26 protein-coding genes are annotated in these 26,001 nt (G+C 70.9%); 6 read left to right on the top strand and 20 right to left on the bottom strand.

The window, feature by feature from the left end; genetic code table 11:
* Positions 1–16: 16 nt before the first annotated feature.
* The 5 genes from DR046_RS07535 to DR046_RS07515 all read right to left on the bottom strand — a co-directional run bounded on the left by DR046_RS07535 (position 17) and on the right by DR046_RS07515 (position 7,273).
* On the bottom strand, positions 17–3,418 hold the full coding sequence (locus DR046_RS07535) for an efflux RND transporter permease subunit (RefSeq protein ID WP_115381542.1): 3,402 nt from the start codon (positions 3,416–3,418) through the stop codon (positions 17–19).
* Complete coding sequence (locus DR046_RS07530; protein WP_115381540.1) at positions 3,418–4,875, bottom strand: efflux RND transporter periplasmic adaptor subunit; 1,458 nt, start codon at positions 4,873–4,875, stop codon at positions 3,418–3,420. Before DR046_RS07530 ends, DR046_RS07535 begins: the two co-directional genes overlap by 1 nt.
* A gap of 73 nt (positions 4,876–4,948) precedes the next feature.
* Entirely contained in the window at positions 4,949–5,476 is a 528-nt protein-coding gene (gene moaB / locus DR046_RS07525; protein WP_115381538.1) for a molybdenum cofactor biosynthesis protein B, read from the bottom strand.
* 93 nt (positions 5,477–5,569) lie between these two features.
* Complete coding sequence (gene yghU, locus DR046_RS07520) at positions 5,570–6,388, bottom strand: glutathione-dependent disulfide-bond oxidoreductase (protein ID WP_115381536.1); 819 nt, start codon at positions 6,386–6,388, stop codon at positions 5,570–5,572.
* Positions 6,389–6,487: 99 nt separating this feature from the next.
* On the bottom strand, positions 6,488–7,273 hold the full coding sequence (locus DR046_RS07515; RefSeq protein WP_115381533.1) for a uracil-DNA glycosylase: 786 nt from the start codon (positions 7,271–7,273) through the stop codon (positions 6,488–6,490).
* A 93-nt stretch (positions 7,274–7,366) separates the two neighbouring features.
* Here DR046_RS07515 and DR046_RS07510 point away from each other — a divergent pair, with 93 nt between their 5' ends.
* Complete coding sequence (locus DR046_RS07510) at positions 7,367–8,299, top strand: aspartate carbamoyltransferase catalytic subunit (RefSeq protein ID WP_115381531.1); 933 nt, start codon at positions 7,367–7,369, stop codon at positions 8,297–8,299.
* 32 nt (positions 8,300–8,331) lie between these two features.
* On the opposite strand, the gene DR046_RS07505 is transcribed toward DR046_RS07510, so the two are convergent.
* Together DR046_RS07505 and DR046_RS07500 are read right to left on the bottom strand one after the other, a co-directional pair.
* A complete protein-coding gene (locus DR046_RS07505) occupies positions 8,332–10,647 on the bottom strand; it encodes a mechanosensitive ion channel domain-containing protein (protein WP_115381529.1) in 2,316 nt (771 codons plus the stop codon).
* Between the two features lie 124 nt (positions 10,648–10,771).
* A complete protein-coding gene (locus tag DR046_RS07500) occupies positions 10,772–11,191 on the bottom strand; it encodes an NUDIX hydrolase (RefSeq protein WP_115381528.1) in 420 nt (139 codons plus the stop codon).
* Between the two features lie 77 nt (positions 11,192–11,268).
* On the opposite strand from DR046_RS07500, the gene ribB reads away from it, so the two are divergent.
* Complete coding sequence (gene ribB / locus DR046_RS07495) at positions 11,269–12,393, top strand: 3,4-dihydroxy-2-butanone-4-phosphate synthase (RefSeq protein ID WP_115381526.1); 1,125 nt, start codon at positions 11,269–11,271, stop codon at positions 12,391–12,393.
* Positions 12,394–12,397: 4 nt separating this feature from the next.
* The gene (locus DR046_RS07490) at positions 12,398–12,901 is read left to right on the top strand and encodes a 6,7-dimethyl-8-ribityllumazine synthase (protein WP_115381524.1); all 504 of its coding nucleotides are present in this window, start codon (positions 12,398–12,400) and stop codon (positions 12,899–12,901) included.
* A gap of 131 nt (positions 12,902–13,032) precedes the next feature.
* Here DR046_RS07490 and DR046_RS07485 read toward each other — a convergent pair whose 3' ends face one another.
* The 9 genes from DR046_RS07485 to coxB form a co-directional block, all read right to left on the bottom strand.
* Positions 13,033–13,608 carry a GNAT family N-acetyltransferase gene (locus DR046_RS07485; protein WP_115381821.1) on the bottom strand — a complete coding sequence of 192 codons (576 nt, stop codon included), beginning with the start codon at positions 13,606–13,608 and terminating at the stop codon, positions 13,033–13,035.
* On the bottom strand, positions 13,608–14,867 hold the full coding sequence (locus tag DR046_RS07480) for a M16 family metallopeptidase (protein WP_115381522.1): 1,260 nt from the start codon (positions 14,865–14,867) through the stop codon (positions 13,608–13,610). Before DR046_RS07480 ends, DR046_RS07485 begins: the two co-directional genes overlap by 1 nt.
* A complete protein-coding gene (gene thrC, locus DR046_RS07475; protein ID WP_115381520.1) occupies positions 14,864–16,249 on the bottom strand; it encodes a threonine synthase in 1,386 nt (461 codons plus the stop codon). Before thrC ends, DR046_RS07480 begins: the two co-directional genes overlap by 4 nt.
* A gap of 9 nt (positions 16,250–16,258) precedes the next feature.
* Positions 16,259–16,915 carry an SURF1 family protein gene (locus tag DR046_RS07470; RefSeq protein WP_370815821.1) on the bottom strand — a complete coding sequence of 219 codons (657 nt, stop codon included), beginning with the start codon at positions 16,913–16,915 and terminating at the stop codon, positions 16,259–16,261.
* Between the two features lie 100 nt (positions 16,916–17,015).
* On the bottom strand, positions 17,016–17,828 hold the full coding sequence (locus tag DR046_RS07465) for a cytochrome c oxidase subunit 3 (protein WP_115381516.1): 813 nt from the start codon (positions 17,826–17,828) through the stop codon (positions 17,016–17,018).
* A gap of 38 nt (positions 17,829–17,866) precedes the next feature.
* Positions 17,867–18,457, bottom strand: a complete 591-nt coding sequence (locus DR046_RS07460) for a cytochrome c oxidase assembly protein (protein WP_370815866.1) — start codon at positions 18,455–18,457, stop codon at positions 17,867–17,869.
* Complete coding sequence (locus DR046_RS07455; protein ID WP_115381514.1) at positions 18,457–18,645, bottom strand: cytochrome c oxidase system small membrane protein; 189 nt, start codon at positions 18,643–18,645, stop codon at positions 18,457–18,459. Before DR046_RS07455 ends, DR046_RS07460 begins: the two co-directional genes overlap by 1 nt.
* Positions 18,645–19,586, bottom strand: a complete 942-nt coding sequence (gene cyoE / locus DR046_RS07450) for a heme o synthase (RefSeq protein WP_370815819.1) — start codon at positions 19,584–19,586, stop codon at positions 18,645–18,647. Before cyoE ends, DR046_RS07455 begins: the two co-directional genes overlap by 1 nt.
* Positions 19,583–20,455: a cytochrome c oxidase subunit II gene (gene coxB, locus DR046_RS07445; RefSeq protein WP_115381512.1), complete on the bottom strand. Its 873-nt coding sequence runs from the start codon at positions 20,453–20,455 to the stop codon at positions 19,583–19,585. The genes cyoE and coxB overlap by 4 nt, the downstream gene beginning before the upstream one ends.
* 196 nt (positions 20,456–20,651) lie before the next feature.
* On the opposite strand from coxB, the gene nusB reads away from it, so the two are divergent.
* Positions 20,652–21,128 (top strand): transcription antitermination factor NusB, encoded by a 477-nt coding sequence (nusB, locus tag DR046_RS07440; protein ID WP_115381815.1) that lies wholly within the window; start codon positions 20,652–20,654, stop codon positions 21,126–21,128.
* 56 nt (positions 21,129–21,184) lie between these two features.
* Here nusB and DR046_RS07435 read toward each other — a convergent pair whose 3' ends face one another.
* Genes DR046_RS07435 through DR046_RS07425 form a run of 3 tightly spaced genes read right to left on the bottom strand, consistent with a single transcriptional unit; the run spans position 21,185 to position 23,140 of the window.
* Entirely contained in the window at positions 21,185–21,925 is a 741-nt protein-coding gene (locus DR046_RS07435; RefSeq protein ID WP_115381510.1) for a hydroxypyruvate isomerase family protein, read from the bottom strand.
* A complete protein-coding gene (gene otnC / locus DR046_RS07430; RefSeq protein ID WP_115381508.1) occupies positions 21,922–22,563 on the bottom strand; it encodes a 3-oxo-tetronate 4-phosphate decarboxylase in 642 nt (213 codons plus the stop codon). The genes DR046_RS07435 and otnC overlap by 4 nt, the downstream gene beginning before the upstream one ends.
* Positions 22,556–23,140: a glutathione S-transferase family protein gene (locus tag DR046_RS07425; RefSeq protein WP_115381506.1), complete on the bottom strand. Its 585-nt coding sequence runs from the start codon at positions 23,138–23,140 to the stop codon at positions 22,556–22,558. The genes otnC and DR046_RS07425 overlap by 8 nt, the downstream gene beginning before the upstream one ends.
* Positions 23,141–23,250: 110 nt before the next feature.
* Between DR046_RS07425 and DR046_RS07420 the strand changes: the two genes are divergently transcribed.
* Together DR046_RS07420 and DR046_RS07415 are read left to right on the top strand one after the other, a co-directional pair.
* Entirely contained in the window at positions 23,251–24,384 is a 1,134-nt protein-coding gene (locus DR046_RS07420) for a pyridoxal phosphate-dependent aminotransferase (RefSeq protein ID WP_115381504.1), read from the top strand.
* Positions 24,385–24,483: 99 nt separating this feature from the next.
* A complete protein-coding gene (locus DR046_RS07415; RefSeq protein ID WP_115381502.1) occupies positions 24,484–24,735 on the top strand; it encodes a hypothetical protein in 252 nt (83 codons plus the stop codon).
* A gap of 33 nt (positions 24,736–24,768) precedes the next feature.
* Here DR046_RS07415 and DR046_RS07410 read toward each other — a convergent pair whose 3' ends face one another.
* The gene (locus DR046_RS07410; protein WP_245190853.1) at positions 24,769–25,986 is read right to left on the bottom strand and encodes a pyridoxal-phosphate-dependent aminotransferase family protein; all 1,218 of its coding nucleotides are present in this window, start codon (positions 25,984–25,986) and stop codon (positions 24,769–24,771) included.
* Positions 25,987–26,001: the final 15 nt, after the last annotated feature.

The raw sequence follows: 26,001 nt of genomic DNA, 5'->3' as shown, positions 1-26,001 counted from the left end.
GCCGCGCCCGTAGCCGTCAGAGCCCCGTCAGCGCGCGCGTCGCCCGGCGTCTGCGGCGGCGCGTCCCCGCGCCGAGGACCAGGGCCGCGCCCGCCCAGGCGGTCAGCAGCAGCGCCGCCGTGCCCAAGAGGAAGGCGGCGAAGGCGGCGGGCACGCCCCCGGGGATGATCGTGTCGAGCGGGCCGAGCGGCGCACCCTCGATCAGGGCCAGGCCGAGCGTCAGGAACCCCCAGATCACCGTGACCGTGCCCAGCACCAGCCCCAGCATGCCGACGCCCTGCGCCCGGTGATCGCGCCCGGGCAGCGACAGCAGGCGCCGCAGCGCCGTGGCGGCGCGGCCCAGATCGTGGCCCATGGCGAGGATCGCGGGCACGAGGACCAGCACCAGCACCATGCCGAAGCCCAGCCCGTAGCTGAGCGTGATGACCGTGGGCCGGAGGAACTGCGCGTCGGTCGAGGTCTCGAACAGCAGCGGCGCGAGACCCAGCACCGTCGTCAGCGTCGTCAGCAGGATCGGGCGCAGGCGGTCGCAGACCGCGTCGACAATGGCGGGGAGGAGGGCGCGGTTCCTTGAATACTCGTCCACCGTCGTCACCAGCACGATCGAATCGTTGATGATGATCCCTGTCATGCCGATCAGACCGACGACCGAGAACATGCTGAGCGGCACGTCCCAGACGTGATGCCCCCAGATCGCGCCGATCAGGCCGAAGGGGATGACCGCCATGATCACGACCGGCCGCGTCCAGGACGAGAAGATCCAGGCCAGCACGAGATAGATACCCGTCAGGCAGGCCACGAGGCCCACGGTCGCGTCGGTCAGGAACTCCCGCTCCTGCTCGGCCAGGCCGCTGAGCGAGTAGTCGACCTGATGGATCGCAGCGATCTCGGGCAGGATCTCGTCGGAAAGCCGGGTGCGGATCTCGTTGGCGCGGGCGGCGTCGTCCTGGGCGATGTCGCCCGAGACGGTGACGACCTGCATCCCGTTGTCGCGCACGATGCTCGCGAAGCCGGACTGCACGCGCACCGTCACGATGTCCGACAGCGCCACGTCACCGCCCGCCGGCGAGGCGAGCCGCAGCGTCTCGAGGAAGTCGGCGCGGATCTCGCCTTCCGGCAGCTCGACGCGGATGGCGCCGGTGCGGGGCCCGACGGGGAAGGTCGCGGCCTCGATCCCCGCCAGCCGGTCGCGCAGCGTCCGGCCCAGCGCGTCGATGTCGAAGCCCAGCGCCTCGCCCTGCGGCGTCAGCTCCAGGATGAACTCGTCCTTGTCGTAGGGCAGGCTGTCCTCGACGCCCGAGACCTCGGGGATGGTGGCCACCGCCTGCTTCAGCGCCTCGGCGGCGGCCTTCAACGTGGCGGCGTCCGCCCCGAAGAACTCCACCGAGAGCGAATCGCCCCCGGGGCCGGAGCGCCAGCCGCGGAAGCTGATCTCTTCGGTCAGCGGCAGCTGGCGGACGCTGTCCTGCAGCTCTCCGACGAACTGGAACGCGGAATAGGGGCGAAGGTCGGCGTCGATCAGCTCGATCGAGATGGCGCCCAGCTGGTCGGGGTCCTTGTCCTCGGCCGAGGGCAGCGCGCGGCCGGTATTGCCGCCGATCTCGCCCAGCGCGAAGGCGACCGGGTTCACCCCGTACTCCGCCTCGTATTTCGCGCCCAGCGCCTCGGTCGCGCGCTGCAGCTCGCGCAGCTGCGCGAGGGTGTCTGCCCGGGTCGCGCCGTCGGCCATGACGAAGTTGCCGCTGACCGAGCCCTGCTCGGGCGAGTTGAAGAAGCGCCACTGCACCTCGCCGGTCATGAACAGCGCCGCCTGGCTCGCCAGCAGCACGAAGGCCCCCGCCAGCACCGGATAGCGCGCCCGGATGCACAGCCGCATGAGCGGGCGGAACAGCGTCTCCCGGACCCATTCGAACCCCCTGTTCACGGTGCGCGACGGCCAGTCGTACCACGCCTTCCGCCCCCGGTTCTTCAGCGCGCCGGCCATGTGATGCGGCAGGATCAGGAAGCATTCGACCAGCGAGGCGAGCAGCACGACGATCACGGTGAAGGGGATGTCGGCGATCAGGTCGCCGAAGCGGCCGCCGATCGCGACGAGGGCGAAGAACGCGATCACGGTCGTCAAGGTCGCCGAGAAGACCGGCAGGAACATCCGCCGGGCGGCGTTCTCGGCTGCGTCATAGGCCGATTCGCCCAGTTTCCGGGCGCGGAAATCGGCGTGCTCGCCGACCACGATGGCGTCGTCGACGACGATTCCCAGCGTGATGATCAGCGCGAAGAGCGAGATCATGTTGATCGTGAGACCGGCGGCCCACATCAGCGCGATCGAGGCGACCAGCGCCACCGGGATGCCCGCCGCGACCCAAAAGGCCGTGCGCGCATTGAGGAACAGGAACAAAAGCCCGACGACCAGCGCCAGCCCCATCAGCGCGTTGCCCACGAGGATGCCGATGCGACCCGTGATCGCCTCGGACCGGGTGCGGATCAGGTCGATCGTCACGCCTTCGGGGGCGCCTTCCATGACCTCGCGGGCGACCTCCTCGACCTGGGCCTGGATGGCGATGGCGTCGCCCTCGGCGGTGCGGTCGACGCGGACGGACATGGCCGGGTTCGGCCCGACGAAATAGGCCCGCTCCCGGTCCACCCCCTCCGAGACGATGCGGCCGACATCGCCTACGGTCAGCGCCGCCCCGGCGGCGGTGCGGCGGATCACGATGGCCTCGATATCGGCGGCCTCGCGCCGGGGCGAGCCGGTGCGGACGCGGGCATTGGCCCCCTGCACATCGCCCGCCGGGGCAGCCTGGACCTGGCCCGCGATGGCCTGGGCGATCTCGGCCATGGTGATGTCGTAGCGCAGCAGGTTCGCGGTCGGCACCTCGACCACGATCTCGGGCGCGGCCACGCCGCGGATCGAGGTGCGCGTCACCCCCGCCTCGAACAGCCGGGCGACGAACTCGTCGGTGATGCGGGCCAGCTGGTCGACGCCGACCGGGCCGGTGACGATGACGTCGGTGACGCGGTCGAACCAGCGCGCCTGGCGCACCTCCGGGTCGTCGATCCCGTCGGGCAAGCCGGTCACGCCGTCGATGGCCGCCTGCACGTCGTCGGCGGCGGTGGTCATGTCGCGCCCCGGCTCGAACTCCAGCCGGATCGAAGCGCGGCCCTCGCGCGCCTCGGCCTGGCTGTCGCTGACGCCGTCGACGGCCAGCAGCGCGGGCTCCAGCAGCTGGACGATGCCGCGATCCACGTCCTCGGCGCCCGCCCCCTCCCAGCGGACCGAGACGGAGACGTCGTCGACCACCACGTCGGGGAAGAACTGCGCCCGCATGTTCGGGATCGCCGCAACCCCTGCCGCGACCATCAGCACCATCAGCAGGTTGGCAATGGTGCGGTGCCGGGTGAAGTAGCCGAGAATCCCCATCAGCCGCCCATCCGGTCCTCGATCCGGGTGATCATGGCGGCTGGAACCTCGTCGGATTCGAGCTGGGTCAGAAGCCGCTGCTTGACGTCGCCGGGCATGCGGGCGTTGCCCTCGATATAGGCGATGATGCGCGCCCGCCGCTCGGGGTCGAGCAACACCATCTCCGGCGCCTCCGGTTCGGCCTGACCGGCCTCGGGGCGCATCGGCCGGACCTTGATCCCGGCGCCCAGCACCGGGGTCCGGGCGGCGACCACGTCGCGCCCGGCGAGCGGTCCGCGCACGATCACGTCGTTGCCCTGGCGGCGCAGCAGCGTGACCTCGACCTCCTCCAGCCGATCCTCCTCGCCCAGCGCCAGCACCCTGTTCTGCGCCGAGAGCGCCGTTGCGGGCAGGAGGATCGCCTGCGCCAGCGCCGGCTCCTGCACGGTGACGCGGACGAAGTCGCCAGGGCGGAAGCCTTTGGCGTCGCCCAGCCGGGCGTAGACGACGCGGCCGGTCTGCCCCTCGCCCACGGCCGAGGCCTCGCGCGTGATCCGGCCCGTCGCCGCCAGGTCCAGCCCCAGCACGTCCAGGACGGCGGTGACCGGCGCCCCGACCAGCGCGCCGTCGCCGTCGAGCAGGCGCGCATGCTCGGCCGCCGACAGCCGGAACGACACTTCCAGATCGGTCGGGTCGATCAGCGTCGCGACCTGCTCGTTGGCCGAGACCAGCCCGCCCGCCTGGATCGACACCTCCGAGAGCGTGCCGTCGAACTCCGCCGCCAGCACGCGGTCGGCCAGGTCTCGCTCGGCCTCGGCCAGCGCGATGCGGGCGCGGTCGATGGCGAGCGCGGCGCTGTCGACGCGGGTCTCGGCCGCGGCGATGGCGCCCCGGCGGGTCAGGATCGTCTGCTCGGCGCTGGCCAGCGCCAGCTCCGCCTGCTCGCGCGTGGCGGCAGCTCCGACGCCGCGCTCGCTCAGGTCGATCTGCCGCTGCAGGGCGCGCGCCTGCAGGTCGCGCTGCGCCTCGGCGCCCTCAAGCTCCGCCTGCGCCAGCTCCAGCGAGCGGCGGGCGTCGCGCGCCTCGGCCTCGGCCCCGGCCAGGTCGGCGCGGGCCACGGCAAGCGCGCTCTCGGCCGAGGCGGGATCGACGCGCATCAGCACCTGTGCGGCCTCGACCCTTCCGCCTTCCTCGAAGCTTTCGGCCAGTTCGACCACCCGCCCGCCGACGGGGGCGCGCAGCTCCAGCACCCGGCGCGCGCGGACCTCGCCGAAGGCGGTCAGCACCGGCACGATCTCCTGCGGGTCGGCGGTCACGACGTTGGCCGCCAGCACCCGCTCGCGCGCGGGCGGGCCGCCGCGGCCCTCCTCCTCGTCGGACTGCATCGCGGAATAGGTGATCTGTCCCGCCCAGGCCAGCAGCCCCAGGGTCAGGGCGGCCAGGAACAGGGCGGTCAGGCTGCGGCCGAGGAAACGCATCGAAACTCCGGGCTGGGACCCAGATCAGATAGGTCCTGCCGCGGGGTAATCCAAAGTCACGGATGCGTGCGCGTCATTTGCGCCGAAGATGCTCGTCGAGCCGCGGCATGATCTCGACGAAGTTGCAGGGCTTGTGGCGGAAATCGAGCTGATGGACGAGGATCTCGTCCCAGGCGTCCCGACAGGCCGAGGGCGAGCCCGGCAGCGCAAAGAGGTAGGTACCCCCGGCCACGCCGGCGCAGGCGCGGCTCTGCACGGCCGAGGTGCCGATCTTCTTCATGCTGACGATCGTGAAGACCGTCCCGAAGGCGTCGATCTCCTTATCGTAGACGTCCCGATGCGCCTCGACCGTGACGTCCCGCCCCGTCAGCCCGGTGCCCCCGGTCGAGATGACGACGTCGATTCCGGGCTGCTCGATCCAGCGGGTCAGATGCTCGCCGATGGCGACGCGGTCGTCGGGGCAGATGGCGCGGTCGGCCAGCACATGGCCCGCGCCTTCCAGCCGTTCGACCAGCGTGTCGCCGGATCGGTCGTCCCCGGGTGTCCGCGTATCCGACACCGTCAGCACCGCGATGCGGCAAGGCAGGAACGCGCGCTCCATGATCGTCTCTTTTCTTCCCTGCTGGACTGTCCCGGGGGGTCCGGGGGGCAAGGCCCCCCGGCGGATCGGACCGGGCGCAGCCCGGTCCGATCCCTATTTGAAGTCGTCGCGTGAATGCCGCTCCGGCAGCTTCAGCGACTCGTCGTCCCCGAAGTTCCGGTTCACCATCCGCCCGCGCCGCACCGCAGGCCGGGCGTCGATCCGCTCGGCCCATTCCATGACGTTCGGATACTCCTGCACCGCCAGGAACTCCGCCGCACCGTAGAGCCGTCCGAGGCAGAGCTGCCCGTACCAGGGCCAGATCGCCATGTCGGCGATGGTGTAGTCGTCGCCCGCGACCCAGGGCACCTCGCCCAGCCGCTCGTCCAGGACATGAAGCTGGCGCTTCGCCTCCATCGCGTAGCGGTTGATCGGATATTCCAGCTTCTCGGGCGCATAGGCATAGAAATGGCCGAAGCCGCCGCCGAGGAACGGGGCGGAGCCCATCTGCCAGAACAGCCAGGACAGCATCTCGGGCCGGTTGCTGCCGAGGAAGGCGGCATAGCGCTCGGCCAGATGCATCAGGATGGCCCCGCTCTCGAAGATGCGGGCATTGGCGCCGTCGGTGCGGTCGAACAGCGCCGGGATCTTGGAGTTCGGGTTGACGTCCACGAAGCCCGAAGAGAACTGATCCCCCTCGCCGATATCGATCAGCCAGGCGTCGTATTCGACCGGGTGGCCGGCCTCGATCAGCTCCTCGAAGAGGATAGTGACCTTCACGCCGTTCGGCGTGGCCAGCGAATAGAGCTGGTAGGGATGCTCACCGACGGGCAGATCCTTGTCGTGGGTCGGTCCAGAGACGGGCCGGTTGATCGACGCGAACTTTCCGCCGGATTGGGTATTCTGCCAGACTTTCGGCGGCTCGTAGGTCATGGGATCGTCCTTGTTGTTCGGTCCGGCCCGGGGCGCAGGCCCCGGCCCTCGCGATATCTATAGCCATAGGAAGGCCCGGCGAGCCCCGCAACCGCCCACCTACCCCCCGAGCCGCGCTCGCAAGGCCAGCAGGTCCGCCCAGGCGTCGCGCTTGGCCAGCGGCTGGCGCAGCAGGTAGGCGGGGTGGAGCATCGGCAGCACCGGCAGGCCGAACCCCTCGGTCCACTGCCCGCGCAGCCGGGTGATGCCCTTGCGGCCCAGCATCGCGCCGCAGGCATGGTTGCCCATGCAGACCACGATCTCGGGCGCGGCGAGCGCGACGTGGCGGCGCAGGAAGGGCAGCATCATCGCGACCTCCCCCGGCTCGGGATCGCGGTTCGAGGGCGGGCGCCAGGGCAGGACGTTGGTGATGTAGACCGCGCGGGCGGGGTCCTCCGCCCCCCGTGCCATGTCGATGGCCGCCAGCATCCGGTCCAGAAGCTGCCCCGCCTGCCCGACGAAGGGCTTGCCCTGCCGGTCCTCCTCCCGCCCCGGCGCCTCGCCGACGATCATCACCCGGGCTTCGGGGTTGCCGTCCGAGAAGACGAGGTTCCGCGCGCCCAGCCGCAGGTCGCACCAGGGATAGGCGGCCATGGCGTCGCGCAGGGCGGGCAGGCTGTCGGCGGCGGCAGCCATCCGCTCCGCCTCGGTGACCGGGTCGCGCCTTTCCTGCACCGCCGGGGCGGCGGGCTCCGCCGTGGGCGCCTCGGGCCGCGCCGGGGCGGGCATCCGCTCCGGCAGGGCGTAGCGGTTGACGGGATGCGCCTCGACAGCCGTGTCGACGCCGCTTTCGAGCTGCCATTCGAGGGCAGCGCGCAGGGCGGCGGGAGAGAGGTCGGGGGCCATGACGAACCGCTAGCCCGACTCGCGCGCCGGGACCAGCCGGCCCGGCAAGATGAGGGCTTGATCACCGCCGCCCCGCGCCACAGTAACCGGGGCATGTTCGCCCGCCCCCACCTCCTCGGCATCGAGCCGCTCCACCCGACCGAGATCACCGCGCTGCTCGACCGGGCCCAGCACTATGCCGAGGGTGCGCGGGCGGGGACGCGGCCCGAGCCGGTCCTGGCGGGGCTGACGCAGGTCAACATGTTCTTCGAGAACTCGACCCGCACCCAGGCCAGCTTCGAGATCGCGGGCAAGCGGCTCGGCGCCGATGTGATGAGCATGGCGATGCAGGCGTCCAGCCTCGCCAAGGGCGAGACGCTGATCGACACCGCGCTGACGCTGAACGCGATGCGCCCCGACCTGCTGGTCGTGCGCCACCCCCATGCGGGCGCGGTCGACCTGCTGGCGCAGAAGGTGACCTGCGCCGTCCTGAACGCGGGTGACGGCCGGCACGAGCATCCGACCCAGGCGCTGCTCGACGCGCTGACGATCCGGCGGGCGAAGGGGCGGCTGCACCGGCTGACGGTCGCGATCTGCGGCGACATCGCCCACAGCCGGGTGGCGCGGTCGAACCTCATCCTGCTGGGCAAGATGGAGAATCGCGTCCGCCTCGTCGGCCCGCCCACGCTGATGCCGCCCGAGGTGGCGGCGCTGGGCGTCGAGGTCACCGACGACATGGCGGCGGGGCTGAAGGATGCCGATGTGGTGATGATGCTCCGCCTCCAGAAGGAGCGGATGGACGGCGCCTTCATCCCGTCCGAGCGCGAATACTACCACCGCTTCGGCCTCGACGCCGCCAAGCTGGCTCATGCGAAGCCCGACGCCATCGTGATGCATCCGGGCCCGATGAACCGGGGGGTGGAGATCGACGGCACGCTCGCCGACGACATCAACCGCTCGGTCATCCAGGAGCAGGTGGAGATGGGCGTCGCCGTGCGGATGGCGGCGATGGACCTGCTGGCAGGCGCGCGCGCCCGCGCCCGCTAGCGCCTTCCCGCGCCCCGGGGGGCGGGCGCCCGTCAGCCCTCCGCTTCGGTCGCGGGGGCGGCCGGCTCGACGCGCAGCGCCTGCGTGTCCCCCTTCTTGTTCTCGCCCAGATAGATGGTCCGGTGGGGGAAGGGGATCTCGATGCCGCGCGCGTCGAAGATGCGCTTGACGATGCCGTTATAGGCCCGTCCCACGCCCCATTGCTTGCCGGGCAGCGTCTTGATCCGCGCGCGGACGATGACCGCGCTGTCCCCGAACTGGTTGAGCCCGAACCATTCGAGGTCGCCGATCAGGGTCGGCCCGTGGTCGGGATCGGCGCGAAGCTCCTCGAAGGCTTCGAACATGGCCTGCTTCGCCTCCTCGATGTCCTCGCGATAGGCGATCCCCATGTCGGCCACGAAGAACGAGAAGTCTCGCATGAAGTTCGAGACGGCATCCACCGACGAGAACGGGATCAGGTGATAGACGCCGTGCAGGTCTCGCAGGCTGACCGACCGGATCGTCAGCTTCTCGACGACCCCGGTCACGGGCCCCGCGGTCACGACGTCGCCCACATTCATCGCGTTCTCGAACTGGATGAAGACGCCGGTGATCACGTCCTGCACCAGCTTCTGCGCTCCGAAGCCGATGGCGAGGCCGAGCACCCCCGCCGAGGCCAGCAACGGCCCGATGTCGAGCCCGATTTCCGAGAGCGCGAACATCAGGGTGATGATCAGAAGCGCGATTGTCAGGGCGTTGCGCAGCAGCGTCAGCAGCGTCTGCTCGCGCGCCGTCGGCACGGTCCCGAACTGGGGGTTCAGCCGATACTCGACCCAGGAACTCAGGGCCAGGTACAGCACGAAGGCCACGACCAAGATCGCGAAGACCGAGAGGACCGTGCCGATCAGGCTCAGCCCCCGCTCGGTCCGGAACCAGCCGCCGAAGTCGAAGATGCGGGCCGCGTCCAGCACGAACAGCGCCACGCCGATCAGCAGGGCGATCCGGATGACGGTCAGCATCTGCGGCACGAACCCGTTCAGCCGCGTCTCGAGGCGCGGAAGCCTCTCGTTGACATGGGCGGGCAGCCGGACGCCCCGGCCGACCGCGCGGCTCAGCATGCCGGACACGAGCAGCGCGAAGATGAGCGCGGCGCCGATGAGGCCCGAGGCCTCGAGGAAGTCGACGACCCGCCTGACCGGCTGGGTGAGCGCCATGACGACGACGAGCGCAAGCCAGAGGAGCGCGCCGATATGCCAGCGCCGTGCGAGGCTCGCATAGAGGCCCGACCGCGGCGGCTCCTTGGCGAGATAGGCACCGTCCGGCGACGTCTCGGCGACCACCGTCTCGCCCTCTTCCACGATCGGTGCGGTGGCGGGCTCCGCACTCGTGTCGACCGGCGTCCGGTTCTGGGCGAGCAGCCAGTCAGCGACGGGCGCCCGGTGCCGGACCGCCGCGGTGCCGAGCTGCAGGGCGGTCAGGATGATGATGACCGCCGCGACGCTGTTGCCCGCCGCGAAGGAGGCGTTGGCGTTCACGATCGGCACGATCAGCAGCAGGCCATAGCCGATCATGCTGATCCCGAGGTTCAGCGACCGGTAGAGCCGCCGCGCCCCCGCATCCGAGATCGGCAGCGGGCGCAACACCGATCCGGTCGGCGAGACCACGAAGCGGACGGCCACCTTCACCATCTCCACCGCGAGGAAAGCGTTGAGATAGAGTGACTGGCGAATCGCGATCTCGCCGAACTGGCCGATCACCGTCGCGGCGAGGCCGTAGCCGATCGCCCAGGCGACGACCACCACGGCCGCGTCGATGAGGACCGAGGCGAACAGCAGCAGCCAGCGCTGGACCACGTCGCCCCGCCCGGCGCGGACGTCCATCCGGACATAGAGCCGCCGGGCGAGGAAGCGCAGGACGACGAAGGCGACGATCGTCGACGCGATCACCAGCAGCAGGTCGCCGAAGGCATCGAGAAGGATGCCGATCTCGCGCTGCCCGAAATTGCCCAGCACATCTGGGGCCCGCTGCAGCGCCGCCCAGGCGGAACTCGCCCCGCTCGCGATGCTCTGGACAGCACCCTGCGTCGCGACCGCCACCTGGCGCGTGAACGATTCCCGGATCTCCGCGGGGGTCGTCTCCTCCACCACGGCGTCCCCGGCCCCGGCGAGGCGCTCCAGCTCGGCGATCAGCGCCTCCCGGCTTGCCTCGTCGCGCAGGATCTCGGCGAGGGCGGCGCGCGGATCGGGCCCCTCCGCCGCCGCGGGCGGCGCCTCCTGGGCGAGCGCGGGAAGGACGAGCCCGAAACAGACGAGCAACGAGAGAACCACCCGTCGGAAGGCGACGGTGAGCTGTGCGGTCAGTGCAGTCATGGCCGGCGGAGTAATCCAGATGCGGGCCGATGGGAACCGCCCCGTGCGCCGTTTTTGCCGCGCGGGCGCCATGCGGCCCCGTGCGCCGGGCGCCGTCGCCCCTGTCCAGGGCCGCCGGCCACGGTCAGTAGGCCCCGAACGCCGGACGATCCAGCCAGTCCACGACCCGCGCGACGTTCGGCGTCAGCGCCAGTCCCGCCATCCCCGCCGCCGACACCCAGCGCGCGTCCTCCGCGTCGTCGGCCGCCACCGGCTCTCCGGCGACCCACTCGCAGAGCACCGCGACCAGCATGTAATGATGGGCGATGCGGTCCCCTTCCCGGACGATGAGGTCCAGGTTGCCCAGGTAGCGCAGCGCCCGCGCCTCGACCCCGGTCTCCTCGCGCAGCTCCCTGACCGCCGCCTCCAGCCCGGTCTCGCCCAGTTCGACATGGCCGCCGGGAAAACCCCAGAGGCCGCGGTTGGGCGCCCGCGCCCGCGAGACGAGCAGCACCTCGCCGTTCCGCGGCACCACGGCCAGCGCCCCGAGCTTGGGTCGATCCATCGCACATCTCCGTTGCGCCCCCGCACTGGCACATCCGCGCCGGTCCCGCTACATGCGAGGCGCGAACGGAGGACCTCATGGCCGACCCCATCCCATTCGAATCCCCCGGACCCGTCGAGCGGGAGAACGCCGAGGTCATCTCCTCCATCGAGGACATCATCGAGGACGCGCGCAACGGGCGCATGTTCATCCTCGTCGACCACGAGGACCGCGAGAACGAGGGCGATCTCGTCATCCCCGCCCAGATGGCCACGCCCGACGCGATCAACTTCATGGCGCGCGAGGGCCGCGGCCTGATCTGCCTGACCCTGCCCGGCGAGCGGATCGACCAGCTCGGCCTGCCGCTGATGGCGTCCAACAACTCGTCCCGCCACGAGACCGCCTTCACCGTCTCGATCGAGGCGCGCGAGGGCGTCTCGACCGGCATCTCGGCCCATGACCGCGCGCGCACCGTCTCGGTCGCCATCGACCCGACCAAGGGCTCGCAGGACATCGCGACGCCCGGCCACGTCTTCCCGCTGCGCGCCCGCGACGGCGGCGTTCTGGTCCGCGCGGGCCATACCGAGGCCGCCTGCGACATCGCTCGCCTCGCGGGCCTCAACCCCTCGGGCGTGATCTGCGAGATCATGAAGGAGGACGGGTCGATGGCCCGCCTGCCCGACCTGATCGCCTTCGCCCAGCGCCACGGGCTCAAGATCGGGACGATCAGCGACCTGATCTCCTACCGCCGGCGCCACGACAACCTCGTCAACCAGACCGCCTCGCGCGCCGTGACGTCGCGCGTGGGCGGCGAGTGGCTGATGCGCATCTTCACCGACGAGACGCAGGGCGCCGAGCATATCGTCCTGACCAAGGGCGACATCGCGGCCGGACCGCCCGTCCTGGTGCGGATGCACGCGATGAACCCGCTCGAGGACGCGCTGGGCATCGGCGACAGCGATCTCGCCGGCGCGATGGGCGTCATCGCCGCGGAAGGGCGCGGCGTCGTCGTCCTGCTGCGCGACACCGAGATGAAGATCGACCATGGCGCCGAGGGGGTCAGCCCCCACAAGCTGCGGCAATACGGGCTCGGCGCGCAGATCCTCGCCGCGCTCGGCATCCACGAGATGGAGCTCGTGACGAATTCCGGCCGCCCCCGCGTCGTCGGGCTGGAGGCCTATGGCCTCAGCATCACCGGCACCCGCCCCATCCCGAAGGAGTAGGCCCATGGCCGGACATTCCGACAACCCCATGGCCCTGCCCGTCTTCGACGAGGCGCCGAAGGTCCTGATCGTCATCGCCCCCTACTACACCGCCATCGCGCAGCGGCAGCTCGCCTCCGCCCGCGCGGTGCTCGAACACGGCGGCGCCACGCACGAGACCGTCGAGGTGCCCGGCTCGCTCGAGATTCCGACCGCCATCGCGCTGGCCCATCGCCAGGCCGATTTCGATGGCTACGTGGCGCTGGGCTGCGTGATCCGGGGCCGGACCTCCCATTACGACGTCGTCGTGAACGAGAGCGCGCGGGCCATCGCCACACTGGGCCTCGGCGGCGCCTGCATCGGCAACGGCATCATCACCGTCGAGAACATGGAGCAGGCCGAGGAGAGGGCCGATGCCGACCGGCTCGACACCGCCGGAGGCGCGGCGCAGGCGGCGCTGCACCTGATCCACCTGCAGCGGACCCTGAAGAAGGAACCCAAGGGCATCGGCTTCCGCACCACCTCCTGAGCGGCGCGCTCCCTTTCGATGCTCCGCAAATATGCCCGCCGGAGGCGCAGGCCGAAACCGGGCGATCCCGCCCGCCCCGCCGGGCCTGCGGCTTCCCGCGCCAGGCGGGATCGTGGGCCTGCGCCCCCGCCTCAGACCCGCCCGCGCCGGTCCGAACGCAGCATTGCGTAGAGCACGTGGTTGCGCCACCGCCCGGCGATCTGAAGATAGCTCTGCGCCACGCCTTCGTACTTGAAGCCGGACTTCTCGAGCAGCCCGCGCGAGGCGGCGTTCTCCTCCAGGCAGGCCGCCTCCAGCCGGCTCAGGTCCAGCCTGCGGAAGGCGTGATGCGACAGCGCCGCGATCGCCTCGGCCATGTAGCCCTGGCGCGCGTGGGCCTGCCCGATCCAGTAGCCCATCGTCGCCGACTGCGCGGGCCCGCGCCGGATGTTGTCCAGCGTGATCGCGCCCAGCAGCGCGCCGTCCGGCCGCCGCGTCAGGAACAGCGACAGCGCCGTGCCCTGCCCGTGGCTGCGCTGCGCCCAGTAGACCCGGTTGGTGAAGGACTTGCGCGACAGGTGGTCAGACGCCCATTCCGGCTCCCAGGGCTGCAGGAAGGCGGCCGAGCTCTCGCGCAGGGCGACCCAGGCGCGGTAGTCGCCATGCTGCGGCAGCCGCAGCGTCATCCGCTCGGTCTCCACGCGGGTCTTGCGCAGCGGGCCGATCATCATGCGGCGAGCCGCGCGCGCAGGGAGTCGAGGTCGGGCGCGTCCTGAACGGGACCGTAAAGCGCCAGCGCCGGCGCCGCCCCGGCCAGTGCGGCGGCATGGGCGCGCACGGCGGCCGCGTCGACCGCGTCGATCTTCTCGATCGCTTCCGACAAAGGCGGCACCCGGTCCCAGACGGCCATCACGCGGGCCAGCCGCTCGGCCCGGGCCGAGGGCGATTCGAGCCCCATCAGCATTCCGGACTTCATCTGCGCCCGCGCCCGCGCGACCTCCGCATCGGACATGTCCTCCGCCGAGCGCGCAAGTTCGTCCATCGTCAGCCGCGCCAGGTCGCCCAGATCCTCGGCCGCGGTGCCGGCATAGATCGTCAGCATCCCCGTGTCGGAATAGGCGCCGACGCTCGCGAAGATCGAATAGCAGAGGCCGCGCTTCTCCCGCGCCTCCTGGAAGAGGCGCGAGGACATGCCCCCGCCCAGCGCCGAGGCGTAGATCTGCGCGGCGTAGATCGCGTCGTCGCGATAGCCGGGCTGCGCGAAGCCCAGCGCCAGATGCGCCTGCTCCAGGTCCCGCACGCGCCGCATCTCGCCGCCCCGGAAGCGGCTGCTCTCGGGCGCGCCCTGGTCCACGGGCGAGAGCCCGCCGAAGATCGCCTCGGCCTGCCGGACGATGGCCTCGTGATCGACCGCCCCCGCCGCCGACAGGATCATCTGCCCCGGCCCGTAGTTGTGGCGGACGAAGCGGGTCAGGTCGGCGCGGTCGAAGGCCGAGACCCGCTCCGTCGGGCCGAGGATGGTGCGGCCCATCGGCTGCTCGGGATAGGCGGCCTCCTGCAGCCAGTCGAAGATGATATCGTCGGGCGTGTCCAGCGCCTGCCCGATCTCCTGCAGGATGACGCCGCGCTCGACCTCGATCTCGCGGTCGTCGAAGACGGGGTTCAGCACGATGTCCGAGATCAGGTCGACGGCCAGCGGCACGTCGTCCCGCAGCACGCGGGCATAGTAGGCCGTCACCTCGCGGGAGGTATAGGCGTTGATGTAGCCGCCGACGTCCTCGATCTCCTCGGCGATCTGCAGCGCGCTGCGGCGGGCCGTGCCCTTGAAGGCCATGTGCTCCAGGAAATGGGCGATCCCGTTCTGCTCGGGAGCCTCGTGGCGGCCGCCCGCGCCGACCCAGACCCCGACGGCGGCGGATTCCATCGACGGCATCCGTTCGGTGACGATGCGAACGCCGTTGGCGAGCCTCGTGATCTCCACGCTCATGCCGCGCGCCTTTCCTCGATGACCGCCTCGACGGCGGCAAGGTCGTTCTCGACCCGGGTCGTGCGCTCCTCGCGGTCGAACAGGTCGGCCATGCGCGGCGGCAGGCCGGGGCGGCGGCCTGTGGCCGCCTCGACCGCGTCGGGGAACTTGGCCGGGTGCGCGGTGGCGAGCGTGACCATGGGCGTCGCGCCCAGATGGTCCCGGGCGACCCGCACGCCGACGGCGGAATGGGGACAGAGCGTCTCGCCCGTCGTCCCCAGGGTCTCGCGGATGGTCTCCGAGGTCTCCTCCTCCGAGGCGCGACCCGAGACATAGACCTCCCGCAGGGCCTGAAGCGCACCCTGGCTGACGGTGAAACCGCCCGACTTCAGCTCCTCCAGAAGCTGCGCGACCGCCGCCCCGTCGCCGTCATAGGCGAGATGCAGCGCGCGCTCGAAGTTCGACGAGACCTGGATGTCCATCGAGGGCGAGATCGAGGGCGTGACTTCTCCGGGCCGGTACTCGCCCGTGGTCAGGCAGCGGTGCAGGATGTCGTTCTGGTTGGTCGCGACGACCAGCTTCTCGATGGGCAGGCCCATGCGCTTGGCGATGTGCCCGGCGAAGACGTCGCCGAAATTGCCCGTGGGGACGGTGAAGGACACGGGCCGGTGCGGCGCGCCGAGGCTGACGGCGGAGGTGAAGTAATACACGACCTGCGCCAGCACCCGGGCGAAGTTGATGGAGTTTACCCCCGCCAGCCCCACCCGGTCGCGGAAGGGGAAGTCGTTGAACATGTCCTTCACCCGCGCCTGGCAGTCGTCGAAATGCCCGGCCAGCGCCAGCGCGTGGACATTCGCCTCGGACGGCGTGGTCATCTGGCGGCGCTGCACCTCCGACACCCGGCCATGCGGGTAGAGGATGAAGACATCGACCGCGTCGAGTCCGCGGAACGCTTCGATGGCCGCCGACCCGGTATCGCCCGAGGTCGCGCCGACGATGGTCACGCGGTCGCCCCGCCGGGTCAGCACATGCTCGAACATCTGCCCGATGAGCTGCATGGCGAAGTCCTTGAAGGCCAGCGTCGGCCCGTGGAACAGCTCCAGCAGGTGGTGGCCGGGGCCGATCTGCACCAGCGGCGCGCGGGCGGCATGGCCGAAGCCCGCATAGGCGCGCGCAATCATCGCGGCGAAATCGTCCTCGGCGAAGGCCTCGGAGACGAAGGGCCACATGATGCGATGCGCGACCTCCTCGTAGGGCAGCCCCGCCAGCGCGGCGATCTCCCCCGCCTGCAGGACCGGCACCGTCTCGGGGACGTAGAGGCCGCCGTCGCGGGCGAGCCCGGTCAGCATCGTGTCCTCGAAGCCCAGGACGGGGGCCTGGCCGCGGGTCGAGACATAGCGCATGGAAATTCCTCAGACGGTGCGGCGCCTGATACGCCACAGCAGGAAGAGTGTCATCCCCGCCCAGACGAGGGCGAGGCCGAACCACTGGATCGCGTAGCCCAGATGGGAGTTCGGGATGCCCCCGGTCCCCACCGGCGCCGGGGCGGGCCCGGCGGGCGGCGTCACGCTGCGCGCGACGACCAGCAGCGGTTCGGCGTTCAGGACCTCGGCCATCGCGCCCACGTCGCGCGCGAACCAGACATCGCCGTCGGGCGCGGGCGTCGCGGCGTTGCTCTCCTCGGGCCAGACGAGGTTGCCGGTCACCTCCAGCATCGTGACCGGCAGGCCGGTATCGGCGCCCTCCAGCGGCACGATCCCGAAATCCACCAGGACGGTCCGGTCCCCGGTCTCGACCGGCGCGACCACGCGAAAGCCGGTGCCCCCGCGCCAGGCGCCCAGCACCCGCAGCGGCGAGCCGGAGACGGTGCCGGTCAGCGTGACGGGACGATAGTCGTCGGCCTCGGGATCGGGCGCCTCGGGCAGCGGGACCGGATCGGCGCCGATGCGCGACTCGATGCGATCGATCACGCCCTCCTTCCACTCCAGCCGCTGCAGCTGCCAGACGCCCAGCGAGACCAGCACGGCGAAGCCGGCGAGGCCGAACAGGAGGGGGAGGACGAAACGCATGGGCACCTCTTGAACGCGGAAGCGGCGCGAGGGACCCGCGCCGCCCAGATCCCTCGAAGGATCCGGTCAGTTCCTTGGAAGAAGCCGACCGACCGTCGCGTCAGCCGCCCCAGACGTAGACGGCGGCGAAGAGGAACAGCCAGACCACGTCGACGAAGTGCCAGTACCAGGCCGCCGCCTCGAAGCCGATATGCTTCGTGGGCGTGAAATGCCCCTGCTGCAGCCGAAACAGACAGACGGCGAGGAAGATCGTCCCGATGATGACGTGGACGCCGTGGAAGCCGGTCGCCATGAAGAAGTTGGCGCCGTAGATGTTGCCGGCGAAGCCGAAGGCCGCGTGGCTGTACTCGTAGATCTGGAAGCCGGTGAACAGCACGCCCAGTCCGATGGCGAGGATCAGGCCCCACTTCATGTCCTGGCGGTTGTTCTCGTGGACCAGGGCGTGGTGCGCCCAGGTCGCGGCGGCCCCCGAGCAGAGCAGGATCAGCGTGTTGATCAGCGGCAGGTGCCAAGGGTCGAAGGTCTCGATCCCCGCGGGCGGCCAGACGCCGTCGACCAGCGGGCTGTCGGGACCCATCGGGTAGATCGCGTGCTTGAAGAACGACCAGAACCACGCCGCGAAGAACATCACCTCCGACATGATGAAGAAGATGAAGCCGTAGCGCAGGCCGATGCGGACGACCGGGGTGTGGTCGCCCATGTTCGATTCGCGGATGACGTCGGACCACCAGGCCACCATCACAGCGAGCACGCCGACGAAGCCGGCGAGGAACAGCCAGGGATGGTTGTTCTCGATGTTCGGCGACATCCAGATGACCGCGCCGATCAGCATGAAGAAGGCCGAGATCGCCCCGATGAAGGGCCAGATCGAGGGCGGCAGGATGTGGTAGTCGTGGTTCTTGGCGTGGGCCATCGGTCTTCTCTCGTTTTGGTCGCGGGCGCGGCCGGGCCTCAGTTGATCGTCTCGTCCGCGCCGGTCTGGAGCGCGGCATGCTCTTCGGGCAAGTCGATTTCGTGGAACGTGTAGGACAGCGTGATCTCGGGCATGTGCTTCGCCTCCGGATCGTCGAGGATCGAGGGGTCGACGAAGAAGGTGACCGGCATCGACACGGTCTCGCCGGGCATCAGGATCTGCTCCTCGAAGCAGAAGCAGTCGATCTTGACGAAATGGGGCCCGGTGGCGAAGGGCGCGACATTGAAGCTGGCGGTGCCGGCGACGGGCCGGTCTGTCGGGTTATGCGCCTCGTAGAAGGCGATGTTGGTGGCGCCGAGGTTCACCCGCATCCTGTTCTGGACGGGCTTGAACTCCCACGGCATGTCGCGGGCGCGCGAGGCGTCGAAGCGCACGAGAACGGTCTCGTCACGCATCTCCGCCGGGGCCGCCGCGGCCTGCGCGGTCGTGCCGCCATAGCCCGTGACCCGGCAGAACAGGTCGTAGAGCGGCACCGCCGCCCAGCCGAGCGAACCCATGCCGATCACCGTCGCCCCCGTCATTGCGATGACGCGGCCGTTGTCGGTCAGTCCTCTCCACCAGCTGCCGATCACTGCGACGCCTCCTCCTGCGAGATCAGGGCCGGGCGGGCGACGTGGTCGAACCCTTCCGAGAAGCCGCCGGTCTGGATCTTGGCGACCGTGATGCCGAAGACGATCACGATGAATGCGATCAGCACGCCGAGAATGCCGAAGTTGCGGCCCCGGCGCTCGATATGGGTCGCGGATTCCTTGTACATCACCAGCCTCCCCAGGGGCCAAGCGCGGCCTCGGCGACGAAGACCGAGAAATGCGCGAAAAGGTAGACGAGGGACCACTTGAACAGCCCCTTCTCGGCCGCGTGGCCATCGGCCTCGCTGTCGGCGTCGGTGCGGCGGTACATCTGCCAGGCACGGCCGACGAAGACGCCGTTCAGCACCAGGGCCACCGCCAGCGTCAGCGGCCCGCCGATCGACGACACCGCCGTGGCGAGCGACACCAGCGCCAGCCCGACGGCATAGACGAGCGCCTGGCGCCGCGTCTCGTCCCGGCCGTGAGTAACCGTCAGCATCGGGATGCGCGCCTCGTGGTAGTCGAGCTTCACGAACAGCGCCAGCGCCCAGAAATGGGGTGGCGTCCACATGAAGATCAGCCCGACCAGCAGCCAGGCCTCCAGCGGGGTCGACCCGGTCGCCGCGGCCCAACCGATCATCGGGGGGAAGGCGCCTGCCAGCCCGCCGATCACCGTGTTCCAGGACGTCGTCCGCTTCAGCCACATCGAATAGATCACGGCGTAGAAGAAGATCGTGAAACCCAGCCAGCCGGCCGCGACCCAGTTCGCCGTCAGCCCCAGCATGACCACCGAGACGCCGGTCAGGAACAGCCCCAGCGCCAGCGCGTCGCCGGGGCTCACCCGGCCTGCCGGGATGGGCCGCTTCCGCGTGCGCTTCATCACCCGGTCGATATCGGCGTCGAACCACATGTTCAGCGCGCCCGAGGCCCCCGCTCCCAGCGCGATCCACAGGATCGACGCCGCGCCCAGCACCGGATGCGGGGCGCCCGGCGCGACCAGCAGCCCGACCAGCGCGGTGAAGACCGACAGCGACATCAGCCGCGGCTTCAGCAGCTGCCAGTAATCGCCGAGACCCGCCTGGTCTGACATGGCGGGCCGGGCCGGGATATGGAGCGAGGCGTCGGTCACCAGGTCACGATCTCGCCGGCCTTCATGGCCTCGAGCCAGGCGGCATATGCTTCTTCAGAGACGACCTTGACCGTGATCGGCATGTAGGCATGCGAGATCCCGCAGAGCTCCGAGCACTGGCCGAAATAGACGCCCTCCGCCTCGGCCTCGAACCACAGCTGGGCGAGACGGCCGGGAATGCCGTCCTGCTTCACGCCGAAGGCGGGGATCGTCCAGGAATGGATGACGTCGGTCGCGGTGACCTGCATCACGATCGTCTTGCCGACCGGAACCACGACCGAGGTATCGGTCGCGAGGCGGAACTGGTCCTCGGTGTATCCGGCCTCCTGCAACTGGACGAGGACCTCGGGCGTCAGCACGTTGCCCGCGTCGGCGCCGATCATGTAGCTCTGGAAGGTGATGCCTTCGTCCGGATACTCGTATTCCCAGGCCCACTGAAAGCCGGAGACCTTCACGACCACGTCGCCCTCGGGGATGCGCTGCTGGTCGAACAGCACCGGCAGCGAGAAGGCGCCGATCCCCACCAGGATCAGGATCGGCACGATCGTCCAGGTCACCTCCAGCGGCGAGTTGTGGGTGAAGCGGGCCGGAACGGCGTTCACCTTGGCGTTGTAGCGCAGGACGACCCAGGCGATCAGGCCGGTCACGAAGATCGCGATGATCGTGATCGCGACGAGCAGGAAAGCGTCGAGCCAGTGGACGTCGCGCGCGATCGAGGTCGCCGCCGGCTGGAAGCCGATGCCGCCGTTCTGCGGCTGCCCGATGATGGGAAGCGGGCCGAAATCGAAGCTCTGCGCCGCGGCGGGAAGGGCGGCGAACGGGGCGATCGCGGCGGCGCCGAGCGCGGCGCGGAGTGTCTTGACGGTCATTCCGGTCATCCTGTCTGAACGGGTCCTGCGCAGGTCCCTCCCACGCCGAAACTCGACGCCTAAAATCATAGGCAGGGGGGAGTCCGCAACCCCGCCCGGGGGATCAGGGGCGATCCGTCGCACGGAACTGCATGCGATGGCACACCGCATCCGGCGCCGCTTGACCCGCCGCGCCGCGCCCCATAACCCGCGCGGCATGTCCGACCTCACGCCCGACGAGAAGCGCGCGCTCAAGCGACGCATGAAATCCGCCGCGCGGCTCTATGCCGTGCAGGCGCTGTTCCAGATGGAAGCGGGCGGCCAGGGCGCCGACCGCGTCCGGCAGGAGTTCGAGGATCATCGCTTCGGCATGGTCACCGAGGAGGGACAGCTTTCCGAAGGCGACGTGGACCTGTTCCGCGCGCTCATCGAGGGTGCCGTCGATGCGCAGGTGCGGATCGACCGCGCGACCGACGCCGCCCTGGTCGACCGCTGGCCGCTCGGCCGCATCGACCCGACGCTGCGCGCGCTGTTCCGTGCGGCGGGCTCCGAGCTGCTGGCGGCCGAGACCCCGCCGAAGGTCGTCATCACCGAATATGTCGAGATCGCCCGCGCCTTCTTCCCCGAAGGCAAGGAGGGCGGCCTCGTCAACGCCGTGCTCGACCAGATGGCGAAGGCCTTCGACCGCCTCTGACGGGGGCCACCTTCCCCCGTCTCGCTCTCGCTACCGCCCCCCGGAAGCCCCGCCGGTCACAGCGCCCGGAACCGCTCCAGCCAGCCCAGCGTCGCGTCGGTATCGCCGCCGGGCCTGTATTCCGCTCCCATCGGCCCGTCCCAGCCCAGCGCGGGCAGCAGCCGGTCGAAGGCGATCTCCCCCTCGTCGGGCCGCCCCCGCGCGGGCACGCCCGCGAACTGCACATGCCCGACGATCGGCCGCAGCCCGGCGAAGCGCCGGGTCAGGTCGCCCTCCGTGACCTGCGCGTGGTAGCAGTCGAACATCAGCTTCAGGTTCGGCCGCCCCAGCGCGGCGATCAGCTCCGCGGCCTGCCCGGTCGTTCTCAGGAAGTAGCCCGGCGCGTCATGGCGGTTCAGCGGCTCGATCAGGATCGTCAGCTCCGGCGCCGTCTCGCAGGCATGGGCCAGCGCCTCCCGGAACGCCGCCTCCGCCGCCGCCCCTTCGGCGACCCCGGCCATCGCGTGCACCGCCCCGGCGCCGATTGCGCGGGCATAGGCCACCGCCTCGTCGATGGCGGTCCGCGCCTCCGCCCCCCGCCCCGGCTGCGCACAAAGCCCGCCGGTCTCGCCCCGGCGCGTGTTCAGCCCGAGGCAGGGCAGCCCGGTCTCCTCCAGCGCGGCGCGGACCTCGGCGGCGGGCACCTCGTAGGGCCAGTGCAACTCCACCGCGTCGAACCCGGCCGCCTTCGCCGCGCGGATCGCGTCGGGCAGGGGCCGGTCCGCCCAGAGAAACCCCAGATTCGCGGAAAACCTCATTCGTCCCACTCCAGATCGAATCGCGTGACCAGCCGCCCGACCTGCTCGCCGGTCAGCCCCCGGGGGCCCATCCCGCGCGTCAGCAGCACCAGCCGCGCCGTCGCCTCCAGCTCCTCGATGGCGTTGCAGGCCGCCTCGACGTCCCGGCCCGCCACGGCCGGCCCGTGATTGGCCAGCATCACCGCCGAGCGCCTGCCCGCCAGCCCCCGCACCGCCGCGCCCATCTCCGGATCGCCCGGCATGTAGTAGGGCAGCAGCGCCACGCGCCCCAGCTGCATGACGGCATAGGGCGTAAGCGGCGGCAGGAACTCCTCCCCCGGCTCTGTCACCAGCGACAGGGCGACCGAATGGCAGGAATGCAGATGCACCACCGCGCCGCAGGACCGCGTCTCGTAGAAGGCGGCATGCAGCGGCATCTCCTTGGTCGGCCGGTCGCCCTCGACCTGCCGCCCCCCGGCGTCGAAGCGCGCCAGCCGCGCCGGGTCCAGCCGCCCGAAGCTCGTGCCGGTGGGCGAGACCAGCAGCCCGCCATCCTCGGTCCGCGCCGAGATGTTGCCCGTCGACCCATGCGTCAGCCCGCGCTCGTAGAGCGATCGCGCCATGTCGCAGAGCCGCTCGCGCAGCGCGGCCTCACTCACGGGCGAGGGCGCGGCGGAAGGCGGGCCGCGCCCGCATGGCGTTCATGTGCGCGCGCAGCCCCTCGGGCAGGTCGAACTTCAGCCCCGCCGCCCAGCCGCAGCAATGCGCCAGCAGGAAGTCCGGGATCAGCGGCTCCTCGCCCATCACGCAGGGCCCCTCGATCAGCTCGGCCATGACCGCGGCATAGCGCCCGAACTGCCAGCGCAGCGACTCCTTCACTTCCGGGACCCTGCGCTCCTCGGGCAGGACGAAGCTGTGCTTGGCATAGGCCCAGAGCACCGCGTCGAAGGTCTCGTTGATCGTGTTGGTCAGCCCGTCCTGCCGCGCGCGCTGGTAGCTGCCCGCCGGATGTGTGAACCGCCCCGCGCGGTCGGCGAGCCAGGTCATCTGCGCCACCGAATCGAAGATCGGCCCCTCGTCGGTCACCAGCACCGGGACCTTGCCCAGCGGCGAGACCGCCCGCACGCCCTCCGACTGCGGCCCGGCCGGCACCCATTCGAAGGGTTCGCCCAACTCCTCCAACAGCCAGAGCGGGCGCATCGCCCGGCTCTTGACCACACCGTAAAGCTTCAGCATCGCGCTCTCCCCTCACGCCCGTCCTCGCCCGCGCCCGCCCGTCTTCGCCTGCGCGCAGGCGGGGATCAAGCCACTCGCGCCCCGCGCGGTTTCGCGCTAGCGAGACGGCCATGACCCATCGCCTCACCGATCTCGCCGCCAGCCTGCCCGCCTCGGTCCCCTTCGTCGGCCCCGAAGCGCAGGAAAGGGCACGCGGCGCGCCCTTCGCCGCCCGTCTCGGCGCGAACGAGAGTCCCTTCGGCCCCTCCCCCCGCGCCGTCGAGGCGATGGAGCAGGCCGCGCGGGACGGCTGGCGCTACGGCGACCCGGAATATCACGACCTGCGCCGCGACCTCGCCGCCCATCACGGTGTCGCGCCCGGGGCCGTGGTCGCGGGCGAGGGCATCGACGGGCTGCTCGGCTATCTCGTCCGGCTGCTGGTCGCGCCGGGCGACGCGGTCGTGACCTCGGCGGGCGCCTATCCGACCTTCAACTACCACGTCGCGGGCTTCGGCGGCAGGCTCCACACCGTCCCCTTCAGGGACGACCGCGAGGACCCAGAGGCCCTGGCCGCGAAGGCGCGGGAGACCGGCGCAAAGCTCGTCTACCTCTCGAATCCCGACAACCCGATGGGCACCTGGCATCCCGCGCAGGCCATCGCCGCGATGCTCGACGCGCTGCCCGAGGGCTGCCTGCTCTGCCTCGACGAGGCCTATGCCGATCTCGCCCCGCCCGAGGCGGTCCCGCCGCTCGACACCACCGACGCGCGGCTGATCCGGATGCGCACCTTCTCCAAGGCGCACGGGCTGGCGGGGCTGCGGGTCGGCTACGCGCTGGGCCATCCCGAGCTCGTCGCCGCCTTTGACCGGGTGCGGAACCATTTCGGCCTGAACCGCGTCGCCCAGGCCGGGGCGCGCGCCGCGCTGGCCGACACCGCCTGGCACGCCAACGTCCTGGCCCAGGTCGCCCAGTCCCGCGACACCATCGCCGCGATCGCGGCGGAGAACGGGCTCACGCCGATCCCCTCGGCGACCAACTTCGTGACCCTCGACTGCGGGCGGGACGGCGATTTCGCCCGGCGCGTGCTGGCGGGGCTGCTCGCGCGCGGCATCTTCGTGCGGATGCCCGGCGTCGCGCCGCTCGACCGCTGCATCCGCGTCAGCTGCGGCACGCAGGCCGACATGGAGGCCTTCGCCGCCGCCCTCCCCGGCGCCCTGGCCGAGGCCTCCGCGATGCCCGAAGCCGCCGCGAACACGGCAACGTGACGCGCCGAAGGCAGGACGGGACCCGTCCGGCGGCCACGGGCGTTGTCGCGTCGGAAGGAGCGGTCTAACCTTCCCTCGGGCAACCAACGGAGGCGGCTCATGCGCGACGATCGGCCGGAGCGGGTCGAGGACTATACGGAGGCGTTCCTCTGGACCGCCTACATGATCCTGATCGTGGCCCTGGTGATGATCTGGGGCATCTGGGGCTACCTGATCGCGCTGGCCACCTGCGCCGGCCTGCACTGGGGCATCACCCGCTGGTCCGTCGCCCGCGCCCGGGCCGAGGCCGAGTGGGACGCCCGCGTCGCCGCCGCCCTCGCCCGCGCCCGCGCGCGGGAGGAGGGCCGCTAGGGCCCGCGCCGGACCCGAAGACCGCGCTTGGCGTCAGCCCGCCGCCAGCGCCCGCGCCGCCGCCGTCAGCCCGCCCTCGCCATGCGGCACGCCCAGCGCCGACAGCCCCGCCTCGATCGTGCCCAGCGTGCCCATGACGGTATGGCCGCTGACATGGCCCATATGCCCGATGCGGAAGAACCCGTGCCATTCCGGCGTGCCCGGCGGCGCCATCCCCAGCCCGATGCCCAGCGTCAGCCCGAACTCCCGCTCGCACCAGTCGCGCAGGTTCGTCCCCTCGCCCGGCAGCCGGACCGAGGTGACGGCATGGCTGCGATGCGCCGCGTCCCGGACGTTCATCTCCAGCCCGCCTTCGGCTTCCCAGGCCGAAAGCGCGGCCCAGACCCCGCGGGCCAGCGCGGCGTGCCGCGCCCAGACGGCCTCGATCCCTTCCTCGTGGATCATGTCCAGCGCCTCGCGCAGGCCATAGAGGTGGTGCGTCGGCGCGGTGCCGTTGAAGTAGCGGAAATAGACCTCCGGGTTGGTGCGCGGCCGCCAGTCCCACCATCCGGTGACGCAATCCGCCCGCTCCCGCGCGCGGTCGGCCCGGTCGTTGTAGAAGACGAAGCACAGGCCCGGCGGCGTCATCAGCCCCTTCTGGCAGCCGGTGATCGCGACATCGACGCCCCAGGCGTCCATCTCGAAGCGGTCGCAGGCCATCGAGGCGATGCAGTCCGCCTGCAGCAGCGCCGGATGCCCCGCCGCGTCGATCTCCCGCCGCAGCGCCGCGAGGTCCGAGCGGACCGAGCTCGCCGTGTCCACATGCACCATCAGCACCGAGCGGATCTCGTGCCCCTTGTCCTCGCGCAGGCGCGCGCCCACGGCGGCGGCGTCGACCGGCGTGCGGTTGCCGAAATCCATCATCTCGACGCGCAGCCCCAGCCCCTCGGCCATGGTCGCCCAGCCGTCGGCGAAGGACCCCGTGCGCGGGATCAGCACCAGGTCGCCGCGCGCATGGGTATTGGCGAGGCACGCCTCCCAGGCGGCATGGCCGTTGCCGATATAGATCGTGGCGTTGTGCTCGGTCCGCGCGACCCGCTTCAGGTCGGGGATCAGCGAATGCGTCATGTCGATCAGCGCGCCCTGATAGATGTTCGGGCTGGGCCGGTGCATGGCGCGCAGCACCCGCTCCGGCGCCATGGACGGCCCGGGGATCGACAGGGCATGGGGCCCATGGGCCAGGTTCGCACCGCTCATTCTGTCATCGCGCATGTCCGTCACCCCCGC

This window comes from Jannaschia formosa, assembly GCF_003340555.1.
GTDB classification, from domain to species: Bacteria; Pseudomonadota; Alphaproteobacteria; order Rhodobacterales; family Rhodobacteraceae; genus Jannaschia; species Jannaschia formosa.
Note: the sequence above shows the minus strand (reverse complement) of the source record. Positions and strands in the feature narration are given on the sequence as shown.